The sequence below is a fragment of the uncultured Thiothrix sp. genome (assembly GCF_937876535.1).
In the GTDB taxonomy this organism is placed as follows: domain Bacteria; phylum Pseudomonadota; class Gammaproteobacteria; order Thiotrichales; family Thiotrichaceae; genus Thiolinea.
Genome location: NZ_CALFHZ010000013.1, coordinates 137,942 through 162,242 on the forward strand (window position 1 = coordinate 137,942; position 24,301 = coordinate 162,242).

Below are 24,301 nucleotides of genomic sequence, written 5' to 3' on the forward strand. Positions count from 1 at the left end.
TGCCCTTAATTTTAAGGCAGTTCCACTATGACTAAATGGGAAGCGATGCGCTTTGGCGCACTAGTTTCAGTACCAATGATGCTCGGCAATCTACCCTTTGGAATGATCTTTGGCTCTCTAGCTGTGAGTCAAGGCTTAGATCCTTGGGTGCCAATTGCGATGTCTTTAATTGTGTTTGCAGGCTCAGCACAATTCGTGGCCTTAGGTTTATTTGCAGTGAGTACACCGATTTTAATTATTATTTTTACGACTTTTATCGTCAATTTACGCCATCTGTTGTATTCCGCCGATTACATGAAATATGTCAAACACTTACCTATGGCATGGCGTGCGGTGTTAGCCTTTGGTCTCACCGATGAAACCTATGCAGCCACTAAACCCTATTTTGTGAATGGTAAATTAGATGAAACGACGGGGCATTGGGCTTATTTAGGCTCAGTAGTAGCCTTTTATACCATGTGGAATCTCACCACGATTATTGGCGTAGTCGCAGGTGAACTGATTCCGGGCATGAGCGAATGGGGTTTGGAATTTGCGATGGTCGCTACCTTTCTAGGTATTATTACCACCTACTTACGCAATAGTGCTTATTGGATTAGCTTCGTTGTGGCGGGAACTGCAGCCCTCTTTCTATATAAACTACCGAATAATCTAGGCATGCTACTGGCAGCCTTATTAGGTGTACTGGCTGGAGTCGCTGTGCAACATTTACAAGCACATTTAACTAAAACCAAGGATGATCAACATGCCTGATACTTTAAGCCTTATTTTGACTATCTTCGGCATGTTTGTGGTCACTTTTAGCATTCGCTTTGTACTGTATGCGCGTGCTCATCGAATACAACTACCGGTTTGGCTTGAGGAAGCGTTGGCTTATGTACCCGTAGCTGTTTTAACCGCGATTATTATGCCAATGATGCTGATGCCAAATAAGCAAGTCGATTTGAGCTGGCATAATCCGTGGCTATTGGGAGGTTTAGCCGCTTTTATCATTGGTTTAAGCTTTAAAAAGCCCTTATTAACGATTGCGGTAGGCGTTGCCGTTTTCTTTGCCAGTCAGTTTTTACTCGCTTAAGGCTTTAATGCTAAGCCACGTGCTAAGCGCGATTGCCGAAAGCGTAAGCCCATACTTTGTTGAGTCAGGAGCTTACGCAGCGGTGCAATCCGATCCACTGCTAATAAACCGCCTGCACGCGCATGGCCTAAGGGCGTAAAATCATTAGAAAATAAGCGCACTAACGAATCGGTATAACCGACTACACTCTTATAATCGGCTTGGCGCGCTGTTTGATAAGCGTCCAATAACTCTGCTGAGCCACAATCACTTTGCTGCTGTGCTTGAGTCGCTAAAAGATCACTTAAAGTCGCTACATCTCGCAAGGCTAGATTTAAACCTTGGCCTGCGACCGGATGTAAAGTATGCGAAGCATTGCCAATCAAGACTGCACGACCTTGCACCTCAGCCACCGATTTCACTAAGCTCAAAGGATAGCTTGAACGCTTACCGACTTTAATAAAGCGTCCTTGCCGATACCCAAAAGCCTCCTGTAGCTTTTGTAAGAATTCAGCATCCGTCAAACTTAAAGTCGCTTCCACTTCACTGGTTTTATGTGTCCAGACCAATGAATAACGCTCTTGAGTCATCGGCAATAAAGCTAAAGGCCCTGAACTCGTAAAACGCTCATAAGCCACCCCTTGCACGGGCTGATCGGTGCTGACATTAGCGATAATAGCGGTTTGTTGGTAGTTGCGTTCTTTAACCTCAATCCCCAATTGCTCGCGTAAGGGGGATTTAGCACCATCAGCAATCACCAGTAACTTTGACTGCAAGCTATCAACGACACCCTGCCGTTCAAGTTTGACTTCGACATAATCAGCCTGTTGCTCAAACTCATAAACGGTCGCAGGGCTAATAATCTCTAGGAAGCTGCTGGTTAAAGCATTGAACAAAACCTGCCCCAATACACGGCTTTCAACTACATAGCCAAGAGCAGGTACGTTTTCTTGCTCCGCACGAATACGCGTCGCGCCAAAATAACCTCGATCCGAGACATGAATTTGTTTAATTAGAGCCACTTGCGCTTGCAGCTCCCTCCAGATACCCATGCCTTGATAAATGCGACTAGAACCATAAGAAAGAGCGACTGAACGATCATCATAAGCAGGTTGTGAACTACTGCCAAAAGCGACTGCTTCAATCAGCGCGACTTTTAACTGCAAAGGTTGTAGTGCAAGTGCTAAGCTTGCCCCAACCATCCCACCACCCACAATCACGACATCCCACATACTTTAATCCAATCGCTCTTAAGCCAACTATTGCACCATTAAGGCTTCAATATCCGCAATTTCTTTTACTACTCCAGCCGTGAGCACTTCACAGCCTTCAGCAGTAACTAGCACATCGTCTTCAATGCGAATCCCAATATTCCACCATTTCGGATCAACATTGTCCGCAGGTGAAACATATAAACCTGGCTCTACGGTTAGCACCATCCCTGGCTCTAAAGTCCGCCATTCACCATTCACCTTATAATCGCCGACATCGTGCACATCTAGCCCTAACCAATGTCCGGTTTTATGCATATAAAATTGTCGATATGGCGCTTCTTGTGGGGCAGTGCCATCTGCGGGTTTAGGTGGGTCTTTGATAAGTTCATCCACCTCCCCTTGCAATAAACCTAAGTTAACTAAGCCTGCAGTTAAACTGCGCACAGCAGCTTGATGGGGGGCATCCCAATTATTCCCCGGTTTGACAACTGCAATTGCCGCTTTCTGCGCATCTAATACCACTTGATAAAGCTGTGCTTGCTCCTTAGTAAAGCGGCCACTCACCGGAAAACTACGGGTAATATCACTCGCATAGCCCTGATGTTCGCTACCGGCATCAATCAGCAGCAAATCACCAGACTTTAGTTCGGAACGATTCTCGACATAATGCAGAATACAGGCATTTTCCCCGCCACCCACAATCGAGGTATAGGATGGCTCCATCCCATCTTTACGAAACTCGCGCTCAATCTCAGCCTGTACTTCAAACTCAAATAAGCCCGAACGGCAAGTTTGCATCGCTTTAGTGTGTGCTCGGGCTGCGGTTTGTGCGGCATAACGCATCATGGCGATTTCAGCCGGCGATTTAAACAAACGCATTTCATGCACTAAGGTATCCAGTAGTTTAAAGGTATGAGGAGCAGCTACACCATTACGTGCTTGACGGCGTAATACATTCAGCCAACTCAATACTTGCAAATCAAACTCGGTTTCAAAGCCAATCCGATAATGAACTTCACTACGCCCTGCTAAGAGCTTGATAATTTGCTGATCCAGCTCTTCAATTTTGAAGGCTTGATCTGCACCATAGTCCTTAACGACACCCTCGACACCGGCGCGTTTACCTGTCCAACGCTCCATAGCAGGGTCTTTAGCTTGGCAAAATAAGACATACTCGCCTTCCGCCCGCCCTGGAATAAACACTGCCACCGCATTAGGTTCATTAAACCCTGTCAAATACAAAAAATCGCTATCTTGGCGAAAAGGAAAATCAGCATCCCGATTACGAATCACGACACTAGAGGATTGAATAATCGCAATAGCATTTTCACCTAGAGCTGTTAATAACCGCTGACGACGCTCAGCAAATTCACTAGCAGGAATGGTAGGGGCAGTTTTCATTATTCTATCAGCTCCTGTGAAGTCTCAGTTAATTGTGGTCTACCGCGCACGGGTTGTAATTCTTCATTCATCAGTAATACGCCGACGCGTACAAACTCAGCGAGCTCGAAAAATGCTGTTTCAGACTCATCTTCATCATGCACATCCATTTCACCGGCAGCACCAATTTTGACCACATCTTGTACCCAATCACGAGTATCTTCGGGTAAATCTTGCATGGTTTTCAAACCAGACAGCGCCAAACCAAAGGCGAAGCCTTGGCACCACTTCTGTAAAGCAGCAACTTGTGCTTCTAGGCTGTCTTGTTCGGGGGGTAATAATAATTCAAAATCTAAATCACCTGAGTTTAATTGGGCAAGAGTGGCCTTAAACAGTTGCTTTAATAATCGCCGTGCTTCTTGAATATAAAAATCCTGCGCATCACCTTTTAAAACTTGAACCTGCCAAGCTTTTTCGGCGTATTGATTATTAAATGCTAACACGGCGCAAGCGATTCCATGCACTTCTGAAGCGGTAAAATCAGCTTCAACCCGTAATAAACTATCTTCTATTGTATAAAATTCAGGCAATTGTGTATCCAATACATGCGTCTCCTATACTTATGCGTGTATTATGAGCCGAAGAGGAGCATTTCGCATCCATCGCCCCGAAAACAACGAGCATGCATGATCCCTTATGGCTTTGCAAAATCAACTTAAAACCCTAGAACAAGATCTACAACAATTGTTAGTCGTAGTCGCACAATTAGCTGCGGATAAACAGCGTTTAGTAGAACGTGAATTAGTACTCATGGCTGATTGTGAGCGTCTACAACATAAGAATCGGCTTGCCAGCCAGCAAATTGAGGAAATCCTAGCTGCCCTGAAACGCCCTGCATCCGCTAAATCCATCGAGGACTAATGCAATGGAAGAGTGTCTAATTGTCCCGGTAGTGGTCAAAATATTTGATAAAGAATACACCGTGGCTTGTCCGGAAGGTCAAGAGCAAGCACTAATCTTATCAGCCAAACGGGTTGATCAAGAAATGCGGCAGGTGCGCGAGGCAGGTAAGGTGTTAGGCACGGATCGAATTGCAGTGATGGTCGCATTAAACTTGGCGCATGAGCTAATCAACCATCAATATTTAGGGAGTGATCAAGCCTTATACGCTGACACAATGGCAAAGGTGGAGCAGATTCAAACCCAAGTTACTGCTGCTTTAGAGCAATACCAGAAGTATGCATCAGGCTAATCCTCGATTAGTTAATCTTGCTAGGACTTCCCAGCGCTGCATAATTGTAATAGTATGTATTTAAGGACGGTCATCTGGGATACTCGTGATGAAGTGGATAAATCCTTGAGCCTATTTTGTTATCCCGGGAGCGACCTTTTAGTTTTGTGTGCATGACTGCTTCGGCGGTAAGCCTTATAAACTAAAACAAGCACCCACTTGAACCTTTGGTTCAAGGCTGAAGTTTCACACGACTTCTTGGAGCCGTCCCACTTTTCAAGCTTCCCTCTATATTTTCCTTGCTAACCTTATTAATTCCTGAATAATCAAACCTTTTGCTCAAAGCTTTTGAGCAGTACAGGTTATTCATGGCTCAATTCACCTCCGCTCATTTTATTTTAGTGTTGATTTCCGCTATTTGGGGTAGTGGCTTCGTTGCCCAACGCTTAGGCTTAGCCAGTTTAGAACCCTTCAGCTTTAATGCAGGACGTTTTATTTTAGCGACCCTCTCCTTATTACCGGTCTGGTGGTTTATGCGTCAACGCCAAGCTAAGCCACCAGCAAGTGAAACTAAATTATTTTGGCTTGGTAGTTTCTTAGCTGGCACTGTCATGTCAATTGGTTTTGCCTTTCAACAAACTGGCCTTCTTTATACCACTGCGGGTAATGCTGGTTTTATTACTAGCATGTATATCGTGATCGTACCTTTATTGGGTTTATTAGTTGGGCAAACTACCCGCCTCCTCACTTGGGTAGGAATTATTCTAGCGGTTGTAGGCTTATATGCTTTGTCGGTAGGGCCGGACTTTCATATCAACCGAGGTGATTGGCTAGAATTTATGGGTGCTTTTTTCTGGGCTGGGCATGTGATTACATTGGGTTGGATTTCACGGCGAGTCAGCGACCTAGTTGGTGTATCAGTAGTGCAATTTGCGGTGGCTGCCCTCTGGTCAAGTCTACTAGCAGTAACCATTGAGCAACCCACTTGGGTGAATTATCAAATGGCTTTATGGCCTTTAATATATTCAGGTCTGATCGCGAGTAGTTTATGCTTTACCTTACAAATTATTGCCCAACGTACTGTCGATGCGAGTGTGGCGGCTTTAATTCTTTCTTGTGAATCGGTATTTGCTTTATTAGTGGGTTGGCTGTTCTTAGAAGAAGCTGTGAATGCTAAACAACTTTTCGGTTGTAGTTTAATGTTAGCCGGTATCTTGATCAGTCAATGGCCAGAGCGTAAGTTAGATACACTGACTAACTGAGGAGTAGCAAATGTCAGAACCTATTTTTGCCAGTGGGCATTGTTTGTGCGGTGCTGTGCAATTTACGGTAAGTAGTGCACCAATTTTAACCGGGCAATGCCACTGTGATCATTGTCAACGTGCCTCTGGGACAGGGCATATGTCCTTAGCCTTTTTTCCAGAAACTAAGGTGCAAATTACAGGTAATCCACAAAGCTATGCATCTCCCACAGATACAGGTGGCACGAATACCCGTTATTTCTGCCCTAGCTGTGGAAGTCGCTTATTTGGCAAAACCACTATGCGTCCCAGAGTTTTGGGCGTAGCAGTCGGAGCCTTTGCTAAACACGATTGGTTTAAACCTGATCGAATTGTTTATAATCGAAATAAACCGGCTTGGGATTTTATGGATCCTAATGTACCCACGTTTGAAGAAGGTTCACCACCACCAAGCCCTAAAGCTTAAAGCTGAAGTTTGGAAGCTTATTTCGGAAGGGCTGCTAAAACGGCAGCAACTTCTGCCTGAATACTGTCAGTTCCTGAGACTAAAATATCTGTTTTTGTTTTGTGAATTTCGACATATTGCTCATGCATCGGGCGCACAGTATTGAGGTATTGAGCTAATACATCATCTAAAGTACGACCACGCTCACGTACATCTCGTAACAAGCGGCGGGCTAAACGAATATCTGCAGGAGTATCCACAAATACGGATAAGTCCACTAATTTAGCTACTTGCTGTAAAGCAAACAACAAAATCCCATCAATAATAATAAAGGGTGTAGGGTAAACCCGTTCAGAAAAGCGGGCGCGATTATGTACGGTAAAATCATAACAAGGCTTATGGATCATCTCGCCAGCTTTGAGTTTAAGCAGATCTTCGACTAAACGAGGCTCGTCCAAGGATAAAGGATGGTCATAGTTACCTTTGATTTTGGTAGGGAAATTAATGGCCGCATGATAATAAGAATCTAGCTCGACCAGTACGGACTGGTCCTCAGGTAAAGCAGCCACCAAAGCCCGTGCTAACTCGCTCTTACCACTCCCACTGCCCCCGCAAATCCCAATAAAAAAAGGTGTGCTTGCTTGCATGTTGAAATCTAAGACACTCAAATCGAAAGCGACATTATAGCAGGTCTTGCGCCGAAAAAAGGGAGCTAGTTCGATTAACCAGCCCCAAATACCAGCTTCCCAGAAAAACTAGTTAGAACAAGGTCACAGGGCCAACAAAACGGGTTGCTTCATCATAAATCACTTTTTCCCGTGCTTCTAAAATTACAATGCGATCATCTTGCTGAATCATCGGGTCTAAACTGGTACCGCGATAAATCGCATCCAGATTCACTGCATAACGTTGCTCGCGCCCATCTAAACCACGCCGAAAGATCATCGCTTTATACTTATTCGCTAAACGTGTCATACCACCCGCAGTAGCCACTGCTTGCATTACAGTCATCCCCTCTTTAAGTGGGTAGACACCAGGTTGCCCCACTGCACCACTGACTGTAAAGCGGTTATAAATCGCGTCTTGTACGACAATACGATCATCTTGTAGCAGAGTAAAATCTTGTAAGCGACCTTGACGAATTGCAGCAATATCAATCGGCTGCTGACTGACTTGCCCATTAGAGCCTTTACGTAATAAGACAGCACGCCGACTGTCAGCTTGCTCGGTTAAACCGCCTGCTTTCGCTAAAGCTTGCAACACAGTCATACTTCCCACTACTGGAAACACGCCCGGTAAACGTACTGCACCTTCAACCGTAATCCGATTCTGTGTTGACTCCTTCACGAGGACTGTCACTTGTGGATTCTGCATGTAAGATTGCTCAAGTAGCTTCGCTAATTGAGCTTCTAATTGTGCAGGCCGTAAGCCCTTAGCACGCAATTTGCCTACTAAGGGATAAGTAATATAGCCTTGTCCATCCACCCTTACGCTGCGTGTTAAATCGGGCACTTTGAAAACTGTAATATCTAATAAATCCTGTTCACCGATTAAATCACTACCCACTTCTTGTAAACCTGTAGGAATGACCATTGGAGCCACTGGTACAGGTCTAGCACTCGGAGCTAAGGGTACTACACTTGGATTATAAGCAGTTACCGTTGAAGCAAATAAAGGTGGAGCTGGGTAGTTGGGTGTTTTGGCAGCACAAGCGCTTAGGGTAAGACAGATACTGATGAAAGCTAAATTCTGGGCTGGACGATGCATAGTTAACTCCGTAAAGGATTTTGTTATGCATTGCAGACTAAGAGGGCATCACGCTTAAAGCGAATGCCATCTGGGGTAATGGAATTGTTTAACCGATAAGAGGATTTTATTAAAGACAGTCTTAATAATTATGGGAGCTTAATGCCATATCTCTAATGAGCCGATTAAATGTTCGTGTTAGCGATAACCCTTAGGATTTTGCTGTTGCCAGCGCCAAACATCTGCACACATCTCAACTAATGATTTTTCTGCCTGCCAAGCTAGCAGCTCTTTAGCTAATTGTGGGTCGGCAAAACAAGCGGCCACATCCCCCGCACGACGCTCCACGATCTGATACGCAATCTTACATTCACTTGCTTGCTCAAAGGCCTTAATCATTTCAAGAACTGAATAACCTTGTCCCGTGCCTAAATTGACTGCTAATAAATGGGGCACTTGAGGATTGTGGAATGCGTGTAAAGCAGCCACATGCCCTTTGGCTAGATCAACCACATGAATATAATCGCGTACTCCAGTGCCATCAGGTGTTGGATAATCATTACCAAACACAGATAATTGTGGATAAGTACCGACCGCCACCCGTGCAATATAAGGCATTAAATTATTCGGCACACCGCGCGGGTCTTCACCAATTTGTCCACTGCTATGTGCGCCGACTGGATTAAAATAACGCAATAAGGCTATTTGCCATTCGGGTGCTGACTGTTGTAAGTCCATGAGAATATCTTCAATAATCAGCTTGCTACGCCCATAAGGATTAGTGGCAGAACGCGGAAAATGCTCTTGGATAGGTACCGTCTGTGGGTCGCCATATACTGTTGCGGATGAGCTAAACACTAACTGCTTAACGGCATATTTCTGCATGACTTTTAATAAAGTCACTGTACCGCTTACATTATTATCGTAATAAGCAACGGGCTGCTGTACTGACTCGCCTACTGCTTTTAAACCAGCAAAATGGATCACACTATCAATAGCATGCTCGCTAAACACCTGCTCTAAACCCTGTTGATCACGAATATCGACCGAATAAAAAACTACAGGCTCACAACCCACAATCGTAGCAACTCTTTTAAGGGATTCTTGTGAGCTATTAGATAAATTATCGACCACTATAACTTGATAGCCAGCTTGAATTAGTTCAATACAGGTATGTGAGCCAATGTAACCAGCTCCACCAGTGACCAAGATGGTTTGTTTCTTTGTCATCATTTTAACTCTTGATTAGCAGAGGTGTACTTTACCTAGCTCTACTAATCAAGACTATAGGTTTAAAAGCTTAAATACCGCCTATTCGACTTTATCAGTTGCTTTGCTAGCTGAAGGTTTAGCTTCTTTAGCCGCTTTATCTTCACTTTTAGCCACCTTTTCTTCTGATTTTTTCTCAGTAGTTGCTTTGCCTTCAGCACCAGCAGCACCTTCAACACTTAAACCTTGATCTAAAGAAATATCGGCTTTGATTTTTTCAAATAAGGCATCACCAATGCCTTTAACCTCTTTAATATCTTCGAGCTTTTTAAACTCACCATGCTCAGTGCGATAACTAATAATCGCCTCAGCCTTTTTAACTCCAATACCTTTTAGATTCTTTTGCATCACCTCAGCACTCGCTTTATTAATATTGACCATTTCTGCAAAGGCGTTAGTAGTAAATAAGGAGCTGGCAACTAAAATAATAGAAAGTAGGCGTTTCATTGTTTTTCCTTGTGATTATTTTTAATTGGGGTTTTAAATTACTTTGCAAACTTTGCCATAATTAAAATTAATAATCTAAACTCAACTGATAACCGGCCTGCAATCAGTAGTAATAGCTTTTTATGGCTAGTTTCTTTAACCTTTATCTATCCGAAGTTTAGGAACTAGTCATGCAACATTACATTAAAAAAATTCTCTCTTATTCGATGGTGGGTAGCTTAGGGCTGACCTTTGTAGCAGGCTTACAAGGTTGTGACAGTGGCACACCTACCAACAATGCTAATACTACGAATAACGCAATTGCAGATGCAGCTGGGCAAGGCTTGTTTATGGTCATTCAGCAAACAGGCGCTAATCCTGATACTTATGAACTTAAGGAAAAATACCCCTCTTCAGAAGGTACTCGAGCCATCTTAAAAGGCTTAGATGGCAGCGAGAAAATTCTTAATGAAGAAGAGTTGAAGAAAATAGCTGAAGCTGAGGCTAAGCGTTTTGAAGAGGGTAGTTCACAATTATCTCAACCAACCGCCCAGAACCAAGGCTTGAGCTTAGGTGAGACTATCTTAGCCTCTGCGGCAGGTGCTTTAATTGGTGGAATGATCGCGAATAAACTCATGAGTAATTCAAACTATCAGCAACATCAACAACAACAAAACCAACGTGCTCAAAGCACAATGAGCAGCACCCGTAATCCTGCACAAACTAACAATACCAGCCAAAATAAATCTCAACCACGCTCTGGTTTCTTTGGTGGAAATCAAGGTAATCCGAGTAATAGTAGTAAGAGTGGCGGTAGTAGCTTTGGGGGCTAAGGCATGATTCAAACAGAAAGCGTTAAACCCATCAGTAATGCTTTGATGGAAGAAGTTGGCATGACTTGGCATACCGACTCTGACGGCACACCCTATATCATGAATGAGATTATTGCCGTCACCCAAGCTGAAGCTGAGGCTTATTATACTGCTGCCAATGAGCTTTATGAGATGTATGTGCAAGCTGCTCAGCACGTCATTGACAATGAGCTATTTCTAGAGCTCGACATTCCGTTTAATTTGGTTTCACAAATTAAGCGTAGTTGGGAGCAGGATGAATTGCATCTCTATGGCCGCTTTGACTTAGCTGGTGGAATTGATGGCTTACCGATTAAGTTGATCGAATTCAATGCTGATACGCCGACTAGCTTGTTCGAGACTGCAGTAGTGCAATGGGCCTTACTCAAAGCCAATGGCATGGATGAAGAAAGTCAGTTTAATAATGTCTATGAAGCGATTCAGAAGAACTTCCAGCGCTTGCTAACCGGCAATGATGCTCCCGAAAATTTTGCTAACTATTACCAATACCAGAATATTTTATTCTCTAGCATTGGTGGCTTACCAGAGGACGAACGCACTACCCGTTTCTTGCAGCAGATGGCCTCTGATGCTGGTTTTCAAACTGACTACTGTTATATGAATGAAGCAGCCTTCTCAGATGAAGGTGTGTTTAATCAAAGCAATACCCGTTTTGACTACTGGTTCAAACTATATCCTTGGGAAGACATTGCGCTACAAACAGATGGTATTACAGGACTTTTAGAAGATATTAGCCGTAATCAGGCTTGTATCCTTCTCAATCCTGCCTATACCTTACTGTTCCAAAGCAAAGGTATTATGAAAGTTCTCTACGAATTATTTCCAAACTCACCTTACTTGCTTGAAACCCGCACGCAACCCTTGCAAGGGAAAAAGCAAGTCGCTAAAACCATGTTTGGCCGTGAAGGTGCTAATACCACTATTCTAGATGCGGCTGGCCGAATCATTAAGTCCTTAGGCGGTGAATACGATAACTATCGTAAAGTTTATCAAGAATTTGCAGAGTTCCCACAAGATCGAGAAGGCCGGAGTTATCAGGCTGGAGTATTCTATGCATGGGAGGGTTGTGGTTTAGGTTTCCGGCGTGGCTGGGAAATTCTCGATGACATGAGCAAATTCGTGAGCCACCGAATTGTGTAAAAACTCACAAAATTCAATGCTCAGCGATTAAGTTTTAATTAAGCGCTTTAGTTTTATTCTGCGCACGTGGAATAAAAATAACGCAACGGATAGTGAACAACGAAAAACAATAAGTCGGATAAGCTTTTATAATCATAGAGTTAAATCCAACAAAAATCTAAAGCACTTATATCTTATACGCTAAGGGCTAGAACGTAGGGAAAACCAGGGTCGCACTTGGATAGGTGTATAATTCTAACAATAATTCTTGCTCAGCTACGAGTACCTGCATTTATTAAAAATAACAAGAGTCGCATGGTACTTGTGGCCACCCTTCTTTATGACTTAAGTCGTCGAATCCATTTAAATCCCTCACAATTTCCACGGTCTGTTACAATTTTTACTATTTTTTATGGTAGGCTTAAGACTGACCATCGACTTTAGAATAAAGGTTCACAACCATGACTGTAATTGCGCGCAATCAATTAGCTAATAACCCTGTGCAAGCTGCCAATGATAGTGCTGCATTTATTCGCCGTTTAAAACCTGATGTAGGTATCTCTGAGCCTGTCTATCGGCAATTACAACGTCAAATTATTGGGATGATTCAGACGGGAGAGTTACAAGATGGTGACAGTTTACCCTCTGAACGCACTTTAGCTGAAGCCCTAAAACTAAGCCGCACTACTATTCGTCGCTGCTACGATGAACTGCGTGATCAAGACTATATCAGTACCCACGGTCGCGCTGGAGTCATGGTTAAAGCGCCCCCACGGATTAATCCTGAAATCGGTAAGCTCAAAGGTTTTACTGAGGAAATGCGTGAGATTGGTATGGAGCCTTCTACTCGCATTCTGGAACAACGTGTTGTCAGTGATCGTGTAATTGCTTCTATTTTTAATCGGCCTTCAACTGCCCGCTTTTTAAAACTAGTTCGGTTGCGCTTAGCCAATGATCTGCCCATGACCCGCGAAGTTGCTTGGTATGATCTGACCCTTGCCCCAGATTTAGCTAAATATGATATGAGTGGCTCGGTGTATAGCTTCCTCCAAAATCATTGTGCTCTAAGCTTACAGCATGGCGAACAATCCATTGAGGCAGCCATGAGCAATTCAGAAGAAATGGAATGTTTCGAATTTCGTGAACCTGGTCCTTGTTTGCTGCTAAAACGTCGAACCTATACCACGACAGGACAAATGGTCGAATATGTAGAAGGCACCTTTCGTGGGGATGCTTATACCTATCGTATTACACTAAATGTGGCCAATGATTCTGCTGCATAAAAACCTCCACTGCACTGAGAAACGGTAAAGCATCCAGTACCCCTCTTTGTTGGGTTAATAAAGCTCCACAGGCATTAGCAAACCGCGTAGCTTGTGGATACTGACCTTGTGTTAATAAAGCATAAGCAAACCCGGCAGCAAAAGCATCACCTGCACCCGTTGGGTCAACTGGCTTTACCGACCATGCAGGCACATGCAAAGGTGCTTGCCCACGCTGAAATAAAATAGCTCCTCGCTCGGCTAAAGTGATGATAAGTAATTCACCCTGCCAGTACAGCTCTAAAGCTATCTCACACCAAGCCTCAACACTTAAACTACCATCGCCCTCAAACTCAAACATGCAAGCTGCTTCAGACTCATTGAGAATTAAAATATCTGTTAGTGCTAATAACTCAGGACTGGGTGTTTCCCAAGGTGAAGGATTCAACATAGTTGTTAACTGATAACGCTTGGCTAAGTGAAAAGCACTTAAAATCACAGGTTGTCGAATTTCAAACTGTGCACAAATCAAGTCAGATTGCTGCACATCTTCTTCTAAGGTGGCGATATGTACATCCGCCAATAGACTATTAGCACCTGCATAGATAGCAATCACATTTTGCCCATCAGCGCCAATTAACCCAATACCAAAGCCTGATTGCTCACCCAAAGTTAAGACATGCTTAGTATTTACCCCTTCTGTTGCTAAAAAGGAGTGAATAGCTTTACCTGCACTATCCTTACCAATAGCTAACAATAGGCAAACCTCTAAACCTAAACGATGCATACCGACAGCTAAGTTAAGCCCTTTTCCACCATGCCCATGCCAGCAATCAGTTGCTTGAATAGAAGCACCACTCATGGGCAAAACAGGTACTGTCAAACAGTGAGCATGAACATAACTTCCTAAAACTACCACCCTCACCTTACACCTCGCTCTACATGTATATTTTTGTTTCTTTTAAAGATTTTAGATATAGTGACTTATAAATGACATAGTTTATTCAAATTCACAATTTATTTTATATGCGTAGTTATTGGGCTTTTAATAAAATTGATCAAAATTTTAAAAAGAATTAAATATCAATCACTCGCTAGCACATACGCACTCTTCACCCTTAGAAAATTCGAAAAATTAAACACCAAAACAACACCTAACTATCCATTTAGGTATGCTAAACCTTAATAAAAACTAAAAACAAGACTTGCTTAGCCAAACACAGCTAGCGACACTAATACTTTGCCAAAGATTGTGGATGAGCTAGATGTCAACCAGTGTGACTTGTGATGTTTTACCAGAGGGTGTCCTCAGTGTTGAGCAGGCTCAAGAGCGCATTTTAGATGGTATTACTGCTATCACTGAAATTGAGCTAGTCGACCTCAAACAGGCACATGGGCGGATACTTGCTGAAGATCTTCAGGCAGACTTCGATGTACCACCCCATTGCAATTCTTCTATGGATGGTTATGCCTTTGCACATCAAAGCCTAACAACCCACACTAACTTAACTCAGATAGGTATTTCCTGGGCGGGACGCCCTTATCTAGGTACCGTTCAACTAGGTGAGTGTGTACGCATTATGACGGGAGCTTGTTTACCAGCAGGTACTGATACCGTTGAGATGCAAGAAAATGCTGAGAAGCTTGGCGAGCAAATTATTATGCATAGCTCACCCAAGTTAGGTGAAAATGTGCGCTATCCCGGTGATGATCTAAAGCAAGGAGAAACTATCCTCACAAATGGGCGTAAGCTCACTGCAGCCGATATTGGGCTAATTGCATCTTTGGGAAAATCACATATAAACGTACTGCGTAAACCACGTATTGCCTTTTTGTCCACCGGCGATGAATTAAAACTAGCAGGTATGCCCTTAGCTTGGGGTGAAATTTACGATAGCAACCGTTACACCCTGAATGCCTTACTCCAGAACCTTCCTGTAGATATTCTAGATTTAGGCATTATTCCTGATCAAGCGGAAGCAGTAGAGCAAGCTTTTCTACAGGCAAAAGCTCAGTCTGATCTATTAATCACTAGTGGTGGTGTTTCAGTCGGAGATGCCGACTTTGTTGCCAGCACGTTAAGTCGACTAGGACAAGTCAATTTTTGGAAAATGGCTATGAAACCTGGTAAGCCACTCACACATGGCAGATTAGGCAATTGTCTATTTTTTGGCTTACCGGGCAATCCTGTATCAGTGATGGCAACTTTCTTACTGTTTGCCCGCCCTGCTATTTTGAAGTTAGCCGGTCACATAGTCACTCAGCCGGTTACTTATACTGCAAAAACACTAACTCCCTTGAAAAAAACGCCGGGTCGCAAAGACTTTCAGCGTGGAATTTACACAAGCACAGAAAGAGGTTACGAAGTTAAAACGACCGGCAAACAAGAGTCCCATCTGTTGCGTTCTATGAGTCAAGCTAATTGTTTTATTGTTTTAGAGCGAGCATGGGGTGATCTTGAAGCAGGTACTCAAGTACAAATTCTACCTTTTGATAATTTGGTTTGAATTAAGTTTTGAGCTGGTATTGATAGACTAATTTCCTAATTAATTTTACATAACATAAAATATAAGTAATAAACACCTATTTAAGAAAGCCACGAAAACTGGCTTTCCTAAATCAGCTAATTTCAGCTAATCAGTGCGGTTTAACTAAAGCACTACCCTCAATCCACTTCTCAACTACTTTTTTGCCTTCATAATGGACTAAAAACCACCCCTCTCCTACATAAGGATCACCTTCTGTAGGCTGCCAATCGAGTAAGGTTACTTCATCTTTTTTCACTAAATACATTTTGGTTTTAGTAGCCGCACTCGGTTTATCATAAAGTGCTGCTTTTTTGACTTTAATCGACGCCACAACAAAGGGTAAATTATCCCCAGCGTCGCCACTTTGCTCATCTTGGCTGTTGATTACTTTGTGCCCAATGACTTTGCCTTGTGGATTTTTAAAGGTTAAACGCTGCCAATAGCCATCATTTACTGTAATTGGCTCCCATTCTACAGCCGGATAAAGTTTACCCTGCTCCAGTTTATATTTAGTGGTATACCAGATTGGGCCACTACGGGTGGACGTAGTTAGCACCTGCTGCTTGGCATCCGCTTCGGGATTACTAACCGTCTCACCAAATGCTTTAAATTCTTGGGCTTGCTGATCCCAAAAAAACAATTGATAGAAAGCATTCACGCCCCCATAGCCACTGCTCTCTAAAAGAGCTAAATCTTGTGCCCCATCAAAATTAAAATCATTGGTCAATGCTACGTATTTGATGCCATCACTAGCCTCATAGGTTTCAACCACTGCCAAAGACTGTTGCTTACCATTTGGTAAATGTGCAACCACCTCTGAACCCGTTGGCTGATCAATCGTGACATCTTTACCTGCTATTGGAGTAAATTTAAATGGAAAACCTGCTTCTTGGGTAGCTGCTGAGCCAAGAGATAAATGGGCTAATAAAAACAGCGCGCCTAAGCCTTGCGCATATGCTTTGCAGTTCATGCAAAATCCCTCGCTTTTATCTAGTTGTTTCGTTAAAAACTTAAGCTTAACGGTATGGTAACCTTAGTTCTACTTGTAGTTTCTTTTAGCTTTACCTAGTATTACCTAGAATTATATACCTAGATACAAATAACAGATTTAGCATTTAAACAGGTATAACCTAAAGGTAACCACTATGACTTACGCAGTGAAAAAAACCGTGGGGTTTTTATTACTAACAGCCACCATTGGTTTAGTTAGCTTGCAGTCCGTCTATCATGTATTTGTGTGAGGAGTCCAATGCCTAATCCTGTCTCTAAAGCTCAGCGCTATGCACCGGTTGCTGCCGCCACTGCGAGTGAAGCAGCCCACCAAGTACGCACCAACATTAAAGGTTTATTACTGTACTTTTTACCCTTTCCTTTACTCATTGGTGCCATTGCAGCTTTAGTAGCAGGTAATGTAGGCAGTACTTTACTCTTAGGTGGTTCGTTTGCTGCCTATATGATTGCCGCTACTATTGCCCGACGTGGATTTAAACTAGAAGCAGAATATCAACGCCGTAAAATTGCGCGTGCCCCTAAAACACCTTTCAAGACAGTTGCAGCGATTTTTACTTCTGTTACTACCGGAGTATTGGCTTGGTTAGGTGCAAAATATGGCCCCATTGAGTCCATTGTGATGGCAGCTGCTACCTTCTTGGCATTTGCCTTGTCCTATGGACTTGATCCACGGCGCGATAAAGCGGGCAATATTTCCTTAGGCGTGACTGCCGATGAGATTATCGATGCTTTGGACGCAGCTGAAATTCGGATTAAGTCGATTGAAGATGCTCGTCGTTCGATTCGTAACCCTGACTATAATCAACGTTTAGATCGTATCACTTCGAAAGCACGGGAAATTCTCACCACGATTGAAGATGATCCGACACGCTTATCAAGGGCACGTAAATTCCTGAAAGTCTATCTAGATGGCACAGAAAAAGTCGCCCAAGGTTATGCGAAAAGCCAGAATAATAAAGAGGGCATGACGACTACCTTAGATACTGATTTTAATCGAGTTTTAGATTCGATTGAACAAACTTTTCAAGAGCAGCAAACTAAACTTTTAGAGAACAATAATTTCGATTTAGATGTTCAGATTGCAGTGCTGGAGCAACAATTAAAACGCGAAGGTGTGTTTTAAGCATAATTAAACCTTCTGCATGCTATTAAGCAAACTTCAAGAATTAATGAGGAGATAAAAATGAGCAACACTGACCTGCAGACCACCACAGCCACGACTGCTTTAGCAGTTATTCCAGGAACTGAAATCGCACCTGCGCCCGCTATTCAAGCAGAGGTTACTCCGTACACTGCAGCCCCCCCTGCAGTTAAGCAAGAAATTGAAAATTTAATTGGTGAAATCGACTTAAAAGATCGTAGCAGCATTATGTTCTTTGGCACTAAAACCCAAGAACAAATGACCACCATTTCTGAAAAGATGCTGGAAGGCGTTAAAAATAAGGATATTGGCTTAGCGGGTAAGTCCTTAACTAATATGATTACGGCGATTAAAGGCTTCGATATTGATGCCCTCAATCCAAACGATGAGCCTAGTTGGTGGGAAAAGTTGTTAGGTAAAGCTAAACCCGTCGTTGAATTCCTAAGCCAATACGAAGAAGTGCGCAAGCAAATTGACTCCATCACGGATGAAATGGAAGGTCACAAAACTCAACTACTGACTGACATTATCACCCTTGATAAACTCTACGAAGCTAACCTCGACTTCTTCCACAAACTTGAGAACTATATTGCTGCGGGCGATGAAAAACTGAAGCGTTTAGATAGTCACGATATTCCAGCTTTTGTTGCGCAAGTAGAAGCTAATCCAAGTGATATGGTCATGGCGCAAAATTTACGTGATCTGCGCAGTGCACGTGATGATTTAGAGCGCCGTGTACATGATTTACGCTTAACACGCCAAGTTGCTATGCAAAGCTTGCCGAGCATTCGTTTAGTGCAAGAAAACGATAAAACCTTAGTGAATAAAATTAACTCCACGTTGGTGAATACTGTCCCCCTATGGAAAAACCAATTAGCGCAAGCAGTTACCATTTTCCGCATGAGTGATGCGGCCGAAGTGGTGAAAAAAGCCAGTGACTTAACCAATGAATTGCTTGAAAAGAATGCTGAAACCCTGCGCTTAGGCAATGCCGAAACTCGTAAGCAAATGGAACGTGGGGTGTTTGATATTGAGTCAGTGAAGAAAGCCAATCGCACCTTAATCGATACCATCAATGATTCCTTACGAATTGCAGATGAAGGCAAAGCCATGCGCGCCCGTGCTGAGGAAGAATTACAAGTGATGGAAGGCGAATTACGCGAAGCTCTAGTGGCTGCTAAATCCCGTATCGCTGCGGCTAATCCACGCTAACTAAGGAGTCTCATGATGGGATTATGGGATAAATTAATGGGTGAGTTTGTTGATATTATCGACTGGACTGATGATACCAACAACACTATGGTGCACCGCTTTGAACGGCAGGGTAATGAGATTAAGTACGGTGCTAAACTCACGGTACGTGAGTCTCAGGTGGCTATTTTCGTTAATGAAGGTGAGGTAGCGGATGTATTAAATCCAGGCCTTTATGTGCTCGAGACCCGCAACCTGCCAATTCTTTCGACTTTACAACACTGGGATCATGGCTTTAGCAGTCCGTTTAAAGCTGAAGTGTATTTTTTCAATACACGCCAATTCACGAATCTAAAATGGGGCACACGTAACCCGATCATGGTGCGGGATAGTGAGTTTGGCGCCGTCCGCTTACGCGCTTTTGGTACTTATTCCATGCGAATTACTGACCCTAAACTCTTTATGCAAGAGATTATGGGTACAGATAGCAATTTCCGTGTTGAAGAGATTAGCGATCAACTACGCAATTTAATTGTTACCCGCTTTTCCACTGTCGTTGCGCAAGCCAATATTCCAGTCTTAGATATGGCCGCCAATACTGAACAGTTTAGTCAATTCATTACTGCTAAAATTGCTCCTGAATTTAAAGCCTATGGCTTAGCCCTCACCCAAGTTTTGGTGGAGAATATTTCTCTGCCCGATGAGGTTGAGCAAGCTTTAGATAAGCGCACCAGTATGGGGATGATTGGGAATTTAGACCGTTATCTTCAATATCAAGCTGCCGAAAATTTAGGTAAAAGTGATGGCAGTGCTGTCATGGACATGGGCGTTGGTTTAGCGATGGCGGGTAAGCTATCAGATGCCATGCGTTCTAGTGAAGCGCCCACTCCCCCACCACCCTTACCGCAAGCGAGTTGGCATGTGGCACAAGGTCAACAAAGTAGTGGGCCACATAGCTTATCGGAATTGCAGGCGATGATTAAAGCCGGTAGCTTGACTGCCTCTACCTTGGTGTGGCAAGCCGGTATGACTCAATGGCAAGCGGCCGGAACGGTTTCTGCTTTAAGCAGTTTATTACCAGCGTCTCCACCACCTTTGCCACCGCTTCCTTAAATCAAACTTTAGCGCCAGAATGACAGAAACGACAAAACGCGCTTCAACAACTCTAGATCAGGCTCCACAGCAACACTTCCCTTGTGAAGAATGTGGAGCCGATTTAACTTATCAACCAGGTATTCGTACCTTACGCTGTGAGTATTGTGGGCATGAAAATCCCATTATTGATGCACCAGCTAAAATTAAAGAATACAGCTTCTCCTCGGCTTTAGAGGCTTTAGCACATTCTGAAAAGCGGCCATTAGATAATACACCGATTATCAAGTGTCCGAACTGTGCTGCTAGTTTCGAGTTGAAGAAGAATCAACATGCGGGTGATTGTCCCTTCTGTGGTACGCCCGTTGTCACTAGCACGGGAGAAACTAGGCTTTTTCAACCGAAATCTTTACTGCCCTTCAATATTACTGAAGAGCAAGCACGTAGCTCATTTGACAACTGGATTGGGCAACTTTGGTTTGCTCCCTCAGCTTTAAAAAATAAAGCCACCCGTGATGAACGTCTACTAGGGATTTATGTACCCTATTGGACTTATGACAGCCATACAGATAGCTATTATCAAGGTCAGCGTGGCACTATTTACTACGAACAGGAGGTCATCACCGAAGTCGTGAATGGGCAGACTCGACAACGGGTGGTCAATGTACCTAAGATTCGTTGGACACCTGTTTCAGGACAAGTCCGCCAATTTTTTGATGATGTTTTAGTGGGTGCGACGCGTTCTCTACCTCGGAAAATTTTAGATAATATTCAGCCTTGGGATTTAGATAACTTAGTCAATTATAACGAGGCTTACCTCAGCGGTTTTCAAAGCGAAATCTACCAAGTGGACTTGGATGAAGGCTTCAACCAAGCACGTGAATTGATGGAGCAAGCAATCCAACAAGCGGTACGGCGTGACATTGGCGGAGATCAGCAGCAGATTACTGCTTTAGATACGCGTTATTCAGACACCACTTTTAAACATATTTTATTACCTGTCTGGTCAGCAGCGTTTCGGTATCAAGGGCAAACTTATCGCTTTGTCATCAATGGGCGTAACGGACGGACTCAGGGCGAACGTCCTTATAGCATAGTGAAAATAGTCTCTTTGATTATTACCATTTTGATCTTAATGATTGGTTTGGGCTATTACTTAGAAACCAGCGGTATTTTGGATCAAATGCTCCAACAAGGTGGCAGTGTGCAGTATGAGTACTATCCGAATACACCACATTATCCGAGCTACCCTAACTATCCACGCTAGCACCATTTATCAAAAAAACTAATTGCTTTTGAACTTAGGTTAGGCAAATTACTCTAAATTAGTGATATTAAGCAGCCAAGCTTTCAGTTATTGCTAAGCTCTGGGCATTTATAATTTTAATAGTATGGACGCATCATCCGCTTGCTGCGGGGTCGAAATAAGCAAGCGGATGAAAAGAACTAATAAAAACATTGGGGCTAATAACTATGATAATGCGATTCTTCAGGGGAAATCGCCTCATTGCATCGGCATTGCTGGCTTTACTGCAACTGCCAACCTCTGCGGTACAAGCTTATTACAATGCTAATTCACCGCTTGGAACTAATACCAATGAAGTACTGGAATATGACTCCAGTGCACCCTTTCTGGATTTGTTTAAAACCTCTCTACCTTTCCGTGAAGCAGCACCCTTTTTAACCAAGGGACAAGTTCAATACGATCGCTTTGGTTGGCCAACTTCGATTGCACCCGGTGCACAAGCAGGTACGCGCCTAGTCAATAAGCTACCTGCAAATACTATTCCCCGTGGCTATTACACGGTTCTCTATGAGGGTCAAGGCAAAATTGAATACGGCTTGGATGCAAGCTTAGTAGAAGCCCAACCCGGACGGGATGTAATCTTGATTGATCCGGGCAAAGACAATGAATACAGTGTCAAACTAGAAATTAAAGCGACTAACCCCGATAACTACATTCGCAATATTCATGTGATTCCCCAAGGAGGGATTTGCGCGAGTAACCCCTTTCAGCGTGTCAATGGCGCTTCACAATGTACTCGGGGTGATTTCTTAGATTTTGAACGTAATCACGAAAAAATTATTTTTAACCCCGATTATTTGAAATTCATGAAGGATTATAAAGTAGTGCGCTTCATGAATATGAGTGGCATTACGCGTAATCCTATCCAGCATTGGTCGGATCGCTCTTTAGTTGAACAAGCCACTTGGGGCGGTGCAGAAGGAGTACGGGGTGCTCCATTAGAAGTCATGGTTGAACTAGCGAATCGCCTGCATGCTGACCCTTGGTTTACGATTCCGCATGCCGCTGATAATGATTTTGTACGTCGTTACGCTGAATATATACGTGCTAATCTTGACCCTGATTTGAAAGTTTATATTGAATACAGCAATGAGACTTGGAATGGGATCTTTAGCCAACACGCCTATATGAAACAAGGCGGCAAACAGCTCAATCTAGATCCGGTCGATTATGTAGCGGGCTATAAATTCTATTCACTACGCTCCGTCGAAATCTTCAATATTTTTGAACAAGTATTTGGCGGCAAACAACGTTTAGTGCGTTTAATGGCAGGTCTTAACGGTAATCCGGGCATGACTGCCACCATGTTGTCCTTCCGTGATGCTTATAAACAAACCGATGCTTATGCGGTCGCACCTTATGTGTTTGGCGATATTAATGAATTGCGGCGTGCTTCTAATGTGAATGATATTTTCCGCGCAATGACTAATAAAAATGCCAATCACTCTTTACCAAAAGTGCTAGAAGCTGTACGTAAACAAGCCGATGTAACGCGCCAATTTGGGGTGGATTTGATTGCTTATGAAGGTGGTCAACATCTGATTGATGATAAGACTAAAACCGATGACCAACATCCGAATAAGTTATTTTATGCAGCTAACCGTAGTCCAGAAATGGGCAAAATCTATAAACAGCTATTAGATGGATGGAAACAAGCGGGTGGCAAATTATTTGTGCATTTCTCCTCACCACGGACTTACAACCGCTTTGGTAGCAAGGGCACCAAAGAATATATTACTCAACCGGATAAAGAGGCTCCGAAATATTTAGCGCTGACTCAGTTTATTAGTGCAAATCCTTGTTGGTGGCCAAGCTGCTCAAGCAGTACCATAGCACGGATACAAAAACCGCGCGCTTTGAGTACGGCAGAGTTATCACGTTTAACTGGTGATATGCCTACCGCGTTACCAAATAGCCAAGAAGAAAAAGAAGGCACTGATATTGTTGGCAATATCCCACAAATTGATCCGTTTAGTGAACCACCAAAACCCACTACAACGCCGAGTACCCCGAACACTACTGCTCCCGATTTGCCAAGTATCCCCCCCGTGCGTTCACAGCCGGTCTTGGTGTCTATGAATAATCCAGCGCAGGAAAAATATGTGTTTGGTAATAAAGCCGTCATTCCTCAAGCTCGTGATCCAGCCAACCCAATGGCAGATGCCTCAGCTTATCAACTGCGTAAAGTGATTGTAGGCCAAGTCGATAATTCCCGGGATTTAGCCGCGATTTGGCAAGCCAGCTGGGATGCTAAGCGTTTATATTTACGAGTTGCAGTGGCTGATGACCAACTGAAACTGGATTCACCCAATGTTTGGGATGATGATAGTTTAGAGATTTTCCTCGATGGGGATGCTAGTCAATTGCACCACTACGATGGACGCGATGATTTGCATATTTTCTATCGTTGGAAAGATCGGGAAATTACTTTCGGCAAAAACTCAGCACGTGCCAAAGTGGATTATCGTAGTCAATATATTGATGGGCGTTATGTCTTAGATTTAGCAGTCGACTGGGAATCGATCCAAATTACCCCACGTCCTGGTCATCGGATTGGCCTTGAAGTACAAGTGAGCGATGATGATAACGGCGGCATGCGCGATGGCAAACTTGCCTGGTTTAGCCGCGTTGAAGAAGTTTGGCGTGACCCAAGCCTAATGGGTGAAGCAGTTTTAGAATAAAAATCCTCCTCAGATCAGCTACTCCAGCAAGTAGCTGATCCCTCTCAGGGAAGCCCTCCAAACTGAATCAACCTATCATCGCCTCCTGCTAG

General features: G+C 43.4%; 24 protein-coding genes and 1 other RNA gene. 16 read left to right on the plus strand and 9 right to left on the minus strand.

Annotation, left to right across the window (positions count from 1 at the left end; all coding sequences use genetic code 11):
• The first annotated feature begins 27 nt into the window (after positions 1–27).
• Both Q0230_RS07250 and Q0230_RS07255 read left to right on the plus strand, forming a co-directional pair.
• Complete coding sequence (locus tag Q0230_RS07250; RefSeq protein ID WP_298609213.1) at positions 28–753, plus strand: AzlC family ABC transporter permease; 726 nt, start codon at positions 28–30, stop codon at positions 751–753.
• Positions 746–1,075 carry an AzlD domain-containing protein gene (locus Q0230_RS07255; RefSeq protein ID WP_298609214.1) on the plus strand — a complete coding sequence of 110 codons (330 nt, stop codon included), beginning with the start codon at positions 746–748 and terminating at the stop codon, positions 1,073–1,075. The genes Q0230_RS07250 and Q0230_RS07255 overlap by 8 nt, the downstream gene beginning before the upstream one ends.
• Here Q0230_RS07255 and ubiH read toward each other — a convergent pair.
• The 3 genes from ubiH to Q0230_RS07270 are packed head-to-tail and all read right to left on the minus strand — an operon-like array spanning position 1,072 to position 4,250.
• A complete protein-coding gene (gene ubiH / locus Q0230_RS07260) occupies positions 1,072–2,286 on the minus strand; it encodes a 2-octaprenyl-6-methoxyphenyl hydroxylase (protein WP_298609215.1) in 1,215 nt (404 codons plus the stop codon). The two genes, Q0230_RS07255 and ubiH, sit on opposite strands and share 4 nt — an antisense overlap.
• A 27-nt stretch (positions 2,287–2,313) precedes the next feature.
• Complete coding sequence (pepP, locus tag Q0230_RS07265) at positions 2,314–3,669, minus strand: Xaa-Pro aminopeptidase (protein ID WP_298609217.1); 1,356 nt, start codon at positions 3,667–3,669, stop codon at positions 2,314–2,316.
• A complete protein-coding gene (locus Q0230_RS07270) occupies positions 3,669–4,250 on the minus strand; it encodes a YecA family protein (RefSeq protein WP_298609218.1) in 582 nt (193 codons plus the stop codon). The genes pepP and Q0230_RS07270 overlap by 1 nt, the downstream gene beginning before the upstream one ends.
• Positions 4,251–4,344: 94 nt before the next feature.
• Between Q0230_RS07270 and Q0230_RS07275 the strand changes: the two genes are divergently transcribed.
• From Q0230_RS07275 to Q0230_RS07295, 5 genes are all read left to right on the plus strand, one after another.
• Entirely contained in the window at positions 4,345–4,569 is a 225-nt protein-coding gene (locus tag Q0230_RS07275; RefSeq protein WP_298609219.1) for a hypothetical protein, read from the plus strand.
• 4 nt (positions 4,570–4,573) lie between these two features.
• On the plus strand, positions 4,574–4,900 hold the full coding sequence (locus Q0230_RS07280) for a cell division protein ZapA (RefSeq protein ID WP_298609220.1): 327 nt from the start codon (positions 4,574–4,576) through the stop codon (positions 4,898–4,900).
• A 68-nt stretch (positions 4,901–4,968) separates the two neighbouring features.
• Positions 4,969–5,147, plus strand: a non-coding RNA gene (ssrS, locus tag Q0230_RS07285) — 6S RNA.
• Positions 5,148–5,247: 100 nt separating this feature from the next.
• The gene (locus Q0230_RS07290) at positions 5,248–6,141 is read left to right on the plus strand and encodes a DMT family transporter (RefSeq protein WP_298609221.1); all 894 of its coding nucleotides are present in this window, start codon (positions 5,248–5,250) and stop codon (positions 6,139–6,141) included.
• 10 nt (positions 6,142–6,151) lie between these two features.
• The gene (locus tag Q0230_RS07295) at positions 6,152–6,586 is read left to right on the plus strand and encodes a GFA family protein (protein ID WP_298609222.1); all 435 of its coding nucleotides are present in this window, start codon (positions 6,152–6,154) and stop codon (positions 6,584–6,586) included.
• Between the two features lie 17 nt (positions 6,587–6,603).
• On the opposite strand, the gene udk is transcribed toward Q0230_RS07295, so the two are convergent.
• From udk to Q0230_RS07315, 4 genes are all read right to left on the minus strand, one after another.
• Positions 6,604–7,212, minus strand: a complete 609-nt coding sequence (gene udk, locus Q0230_RS07300; protein WP_298609223.1) for a uridine kinase — start codon at positions 7,210–7,212, stop codon at positions 6,604–6,606.
• Positions 7,213–7,324: 112 nt separating this feature from the next.
• A complete protein-coding gene (locus Q0230_RS07305) occupies positions 7,325–8,332 on the minus strand; it encodes an SLBB domain-containing protein (RefSeq protein WP_298609224.1) in 1,008 nt (335 codons plus the stop codon).
• A 177-nt stretch (positions 8,333–8,509) separates the two neighbouring features.
• Positions 8,510–9,541 (minus strand): UDP-glucose 4-epimerase GalE, encoded by a 1,032-nt coding sequence (gene galE / locus Q0230_RS07310; RefSeq protein ID WP_298609338.1) that lies wholly within the window; start codon positions 9,539–9,541, stop codon positions 8,510–8,512.
• 81 nt (positions 9,542–9,622) lie between these two features.
• A complete protein-coding gene (locus tag Q0230_RS07315; RefSeq protein WP_298609225.1) occupies positions 9,623–10,027 on the minus strand; it encodes a helix-hairpin-helix domain-containing protein in 405 nt (134 codons plus the stop codon).
• 170 nt (positions 10,028–10,197) lie between these two features.
• On the opposite strand from Q0230_RS07315, the gene Q0230_RS07320 reads away from it, so the two are divergent.
• The 3 genes from Q0230_RS07320 to Q0230_RS07330 all read left to right on the plus strand — a co-directional run bounded on the left by Q0230_RS07320 (position 10,198) and on the right by Q0230_RS07330 (position 13,280).
• On the plus strand, positions 10,198–10,839 hold the full coding sequence (locus tag Q0230_RS07320) for a hypothetical protein (protein ID WP_298609226.1): 642 nt from the start codon (positions 10,198–10,200) through the stop codon (positions 10,837–10,839).
• Between the two features lie 3 nt (positions 10,840–10,842).
• The gene (locus Q0230_RS07325; RefSeq protein ID WP_298609227.1) at positions 10,843–12,018 is read left to right on the plus strand and encodes a glutathionylspermidine synthase family protein; all 1,176 of its coding nucleotides are present in this window, start codon (positions 10,843–10,845) and stop codon (positions 12,016–12,018) included.
• Between the two features lie 440 nt (positions 12,019–12,458).
• The gene (locus Q0230_RS07330) at positions 12,459–13,280 is read left to right on the plus strand and encodes a GntR family transcriptional regulator (RefSeq protein ID WP_298609228.1); all 822 of its coding nucleotides are present in this window, start codon (positions 12,459–12,461) and stop codon (positions 13,278–13,280) included.
• Here Q0230_RS07330 and Q0230_RS07335 read toward each other — a convergent pair.
• Positions 13,246–14,142, minus strand: a complete 897-nt coding sequence (locus tag Q0230_RS07335) for a PfkB family carbohydrate kinase (protein WP_298609229.1) — start codon at positions 14,140–14,142, stop codon at positions 13,246–13,248. The genes Q0230_RS07330 and Q0230_RS07335 overlap by 35 nt on opposite strands.
• Before the next feature lie 382 nt (positions 14,143–14,524).
• On the opposite strand from Q0230_RS07335, the gene glp reads away from it, so the two are divergent.
• Positions 14,525–15,766, plus strand: a complete 1,242-nt coding sequence (gene glp, locus Q0230_RS07340; protein WP_298609231.1) for a gephyrin-like molybdotransferase Glp — start codon at positions 14,525–14,527, stop codon at positions 15,764–15,766.
• Positions 15,767–15,896: 130 nt separating this feature from the next.
• On the opposite strand, the gene Q0230_RS07345 is transcribed toward glp, so the two are convergent.
• On the minus strand, positions 15,897–16,757 hold the full coding sequence (locus Q0230_RS07345) for a hypothetical protein (protein ID WP_298609232.1): 861 nt from the start codon (positions 16,755–16,757) through the stop codon (positions 15,897–15,899).
• Positions 16,758–17,036: 279 nt separating this feature from the next.
• Between Q0230_RS07345 and Q0230_RS07350 the strand changes: the two genes are divergently transcribed.
• From Q0230_RS07350 to Q0230_RS07370, 5 genes are all read left to right on the plus strand, one after another.
• A complete protein-coding gene (locus tag Q0230_RS07350) occupies positions 17,037–17,921 on the plus strand; it encodes a 5-bromo-4-chloroindolyl phosphate hydrolysis family protein (RefSeq protein WP_298609233.1) in 885 nt (294 codons plus the stop codon).
• Between the two features lie 60 nt (positions 17,922–17,981).
• Positions 17,982–19,151, plus strand: a complete 1,170-nt coding sequence (locus tag Q0230_RS07355; RefSeq protein WP_298609235.1) for a toxic anion resistance protein — start codon at positions 17,982–17,984, stop codon at positions 19,149–19,151.
• A gap of 12 nt (positions 19,152–19,163) precedes the next feature.
• Complete coding sequence (locus Q0230_RS07360) at positions 19,164–20,243, plus strand: SPFH domain-containing protein (RefSeq protein WP_298609236.1); 1,080 nt, start codon at positions 19,164–19,166, stop codon at positions 20,241–20,243.
• Between the two features lie 19 nt (positions 20,244–20,262).
• Positions 20,263–21,489: a primosomal protein N' (replication factor Y) - superfamily II helicase gene (locus Q0230_RS07365; RefSeq protein WP_298609237.1), complete on the plus strand. Its 1,227-nt coding sequence runs from the start codon at positions 20,263–20,265 to the stop codon at positions 21,487–21,489.
• Between the two features lie 206 nt (positions 21,490–21,695).
• Positions 21,696–24,209 (plus strand): sugar-binding protein, encoded by a 2,514-nt coding sequence (locus tag Q0230_RS07370; RefSeq protein ID WP_298609238.1) that lies wholly within the window; start codon positions 21,696–21,698, stop codon positions 24,207–24,209.
• Positions 24,210–24,301 lie beyond the last annotated feature (92 nt).

Bases quoted from the DNA above. Each gene is read 5' to 3' on its own strand.
- ubiH (WP_298609215.1), bottom strand. From the start codon at position 2,286: ATGTGGGATGTCGTGATTGTGGGTGGTGGGATGGTTGGGGCAAGCTTA.
- Q0230_RS07290 (WP_298609221.1), top strand. From the start codon at position 5,248: ATGGCTCAATTCACCTCCGCTCATTTTATTTTAGTGTTGATTTCCGCT.
- Q0230_RS07360 (WP_298609236.1), top strand. From the start codon at position 19,164: ATGATGGGATTATGGGATAAATTAATGGGTGAGTTTGTTGATATTATC.
- Q0230_RS07350 (WP_298609233.1), top strand. From the start codon at position 17,037: ATGCCTAATCCTGTCTCTAAAGCTCAGCGCTATGCACCGGTTGCTGCC.
- Q0230_RS07365 (WP_298609237.1), top strand. From the start codon at position 20,263: ATGACAGAAACGACAAAACGCGCTTCAACAACTCTAGATCAGGCTCCA.
- Q0230_RS07330 (WP_298609228.1), top strand. From the start codon at position 12,459: ATGACTGTAATTGCGCGCAATCAATTAGCTAATAACCCTGTGCAAGCT.
- Q0230_RS07305 (WP_298609224.1), bottom strand. From the start codon at position 8,332: ATGCATCGTCCAGCCCAGAATTTAGCTTTCATCAGTATCTGTCTTACC.
- Q0230_RS07255 (WP_298609214.1), top strand. From the start codon at position 746: ATGCCTGATACTTTAAGCCTTATTTTGACTATCTTCGGCATGTTTGTG.
- Q0230_RS07250 (WP_298609213.1), top strand. From the start codon at position 28: ATGACTAAATGGGAAGCGATGCGCTTTGGCGCACTAGTTTCAGTACCA.
- Q0230_RS07280 (WP_298609220.1), top strand. From the start codon at position 4,574: ATGGAAGAGTGTCTAATTGTCCCGGTAGTGGTCAAAATATTTGATAAA.
- Q0230_RS07345 (WP_298609232.1), bottom strand. From the start codon at position 16,757: ATGAACTGCAAAGCATATGCGCAAGGCTTAGGCGCGCTGTTTTTATTA.
- pepP (WP_298609217.1), bottom strand. From the start codon at position 3,669: ATGAAAACTGCCCCTACCATTCCTGCTAGTGAATTTGCTGAGCGTCGT.
- Q0230_RS07315 (WP_298609225.1), bottom strand. From the start codon at position 10,027: ATGAAACGCCTACTTTCTATTATTTTAGTTGCCAGCTCCTTATTTACT.
- udk (WP_298609223.1), bottom strand. From the start codon at position 7,212: ATGCAAGCAAGCACACCTTTTTTTATTGGGATTTGCGGGGGCAGTGGG.
- Q0230_RS07295 (WP_298609222.1), top strand. From the start codon at position 6,152: ATGTCAGAACCTATTTTTGCCAGTGGGCATTGTTTGTGCGGTGCTGTG.
- Q0230_RS07370 (WP_298609238.1), top strand. From the start codon at position 21,696: ATGATAATGCGATTCTTCAGGGGAAATCGCCTCATTGCATCGGCATTG.
- Q0230_RS07355 (WP_298609235.1), top strand. From the start codon at position 17,982: ATGAGCAACACTGACCTGCAGACCACCACAGCCACGACTGCTTTAGCA.
- Q0230_RS07275 (WP_298609219.1), top strand. From the start codon at position 4,345: ATGGCTTTGCAAAATCAACTTAAAACCCTAGAACAAGATCTACAACAA.
- glp (WP_298609231.1), top strand. From the start codon at position 14,525: ATGTCAACCAGTGTGACTTGTGATGTTTTACCAGAGGGTGTCCTCAGT.
- galE (WP_298609338.1), bottom strand. From the start codon at position 9,541: ATGACAAAGAAACAAACCATCTTGGTCACTGGTGGAGCTGGTTACATT.
- Q0230_RS07325 (WP_298609227.1), top strand. From the start codon at position 10,843: ATGATTCAAACAGAAAGCGTTAAACCCATCAGTAATGCTTTGATGGAA.
- Q0230_RS07320 (WP_298609226.1), top strand. From the start codon at position 10,198: ATGCAACATTACATTAAAAAAATTCTCTCTTATTCGATGGTGGGTAGC.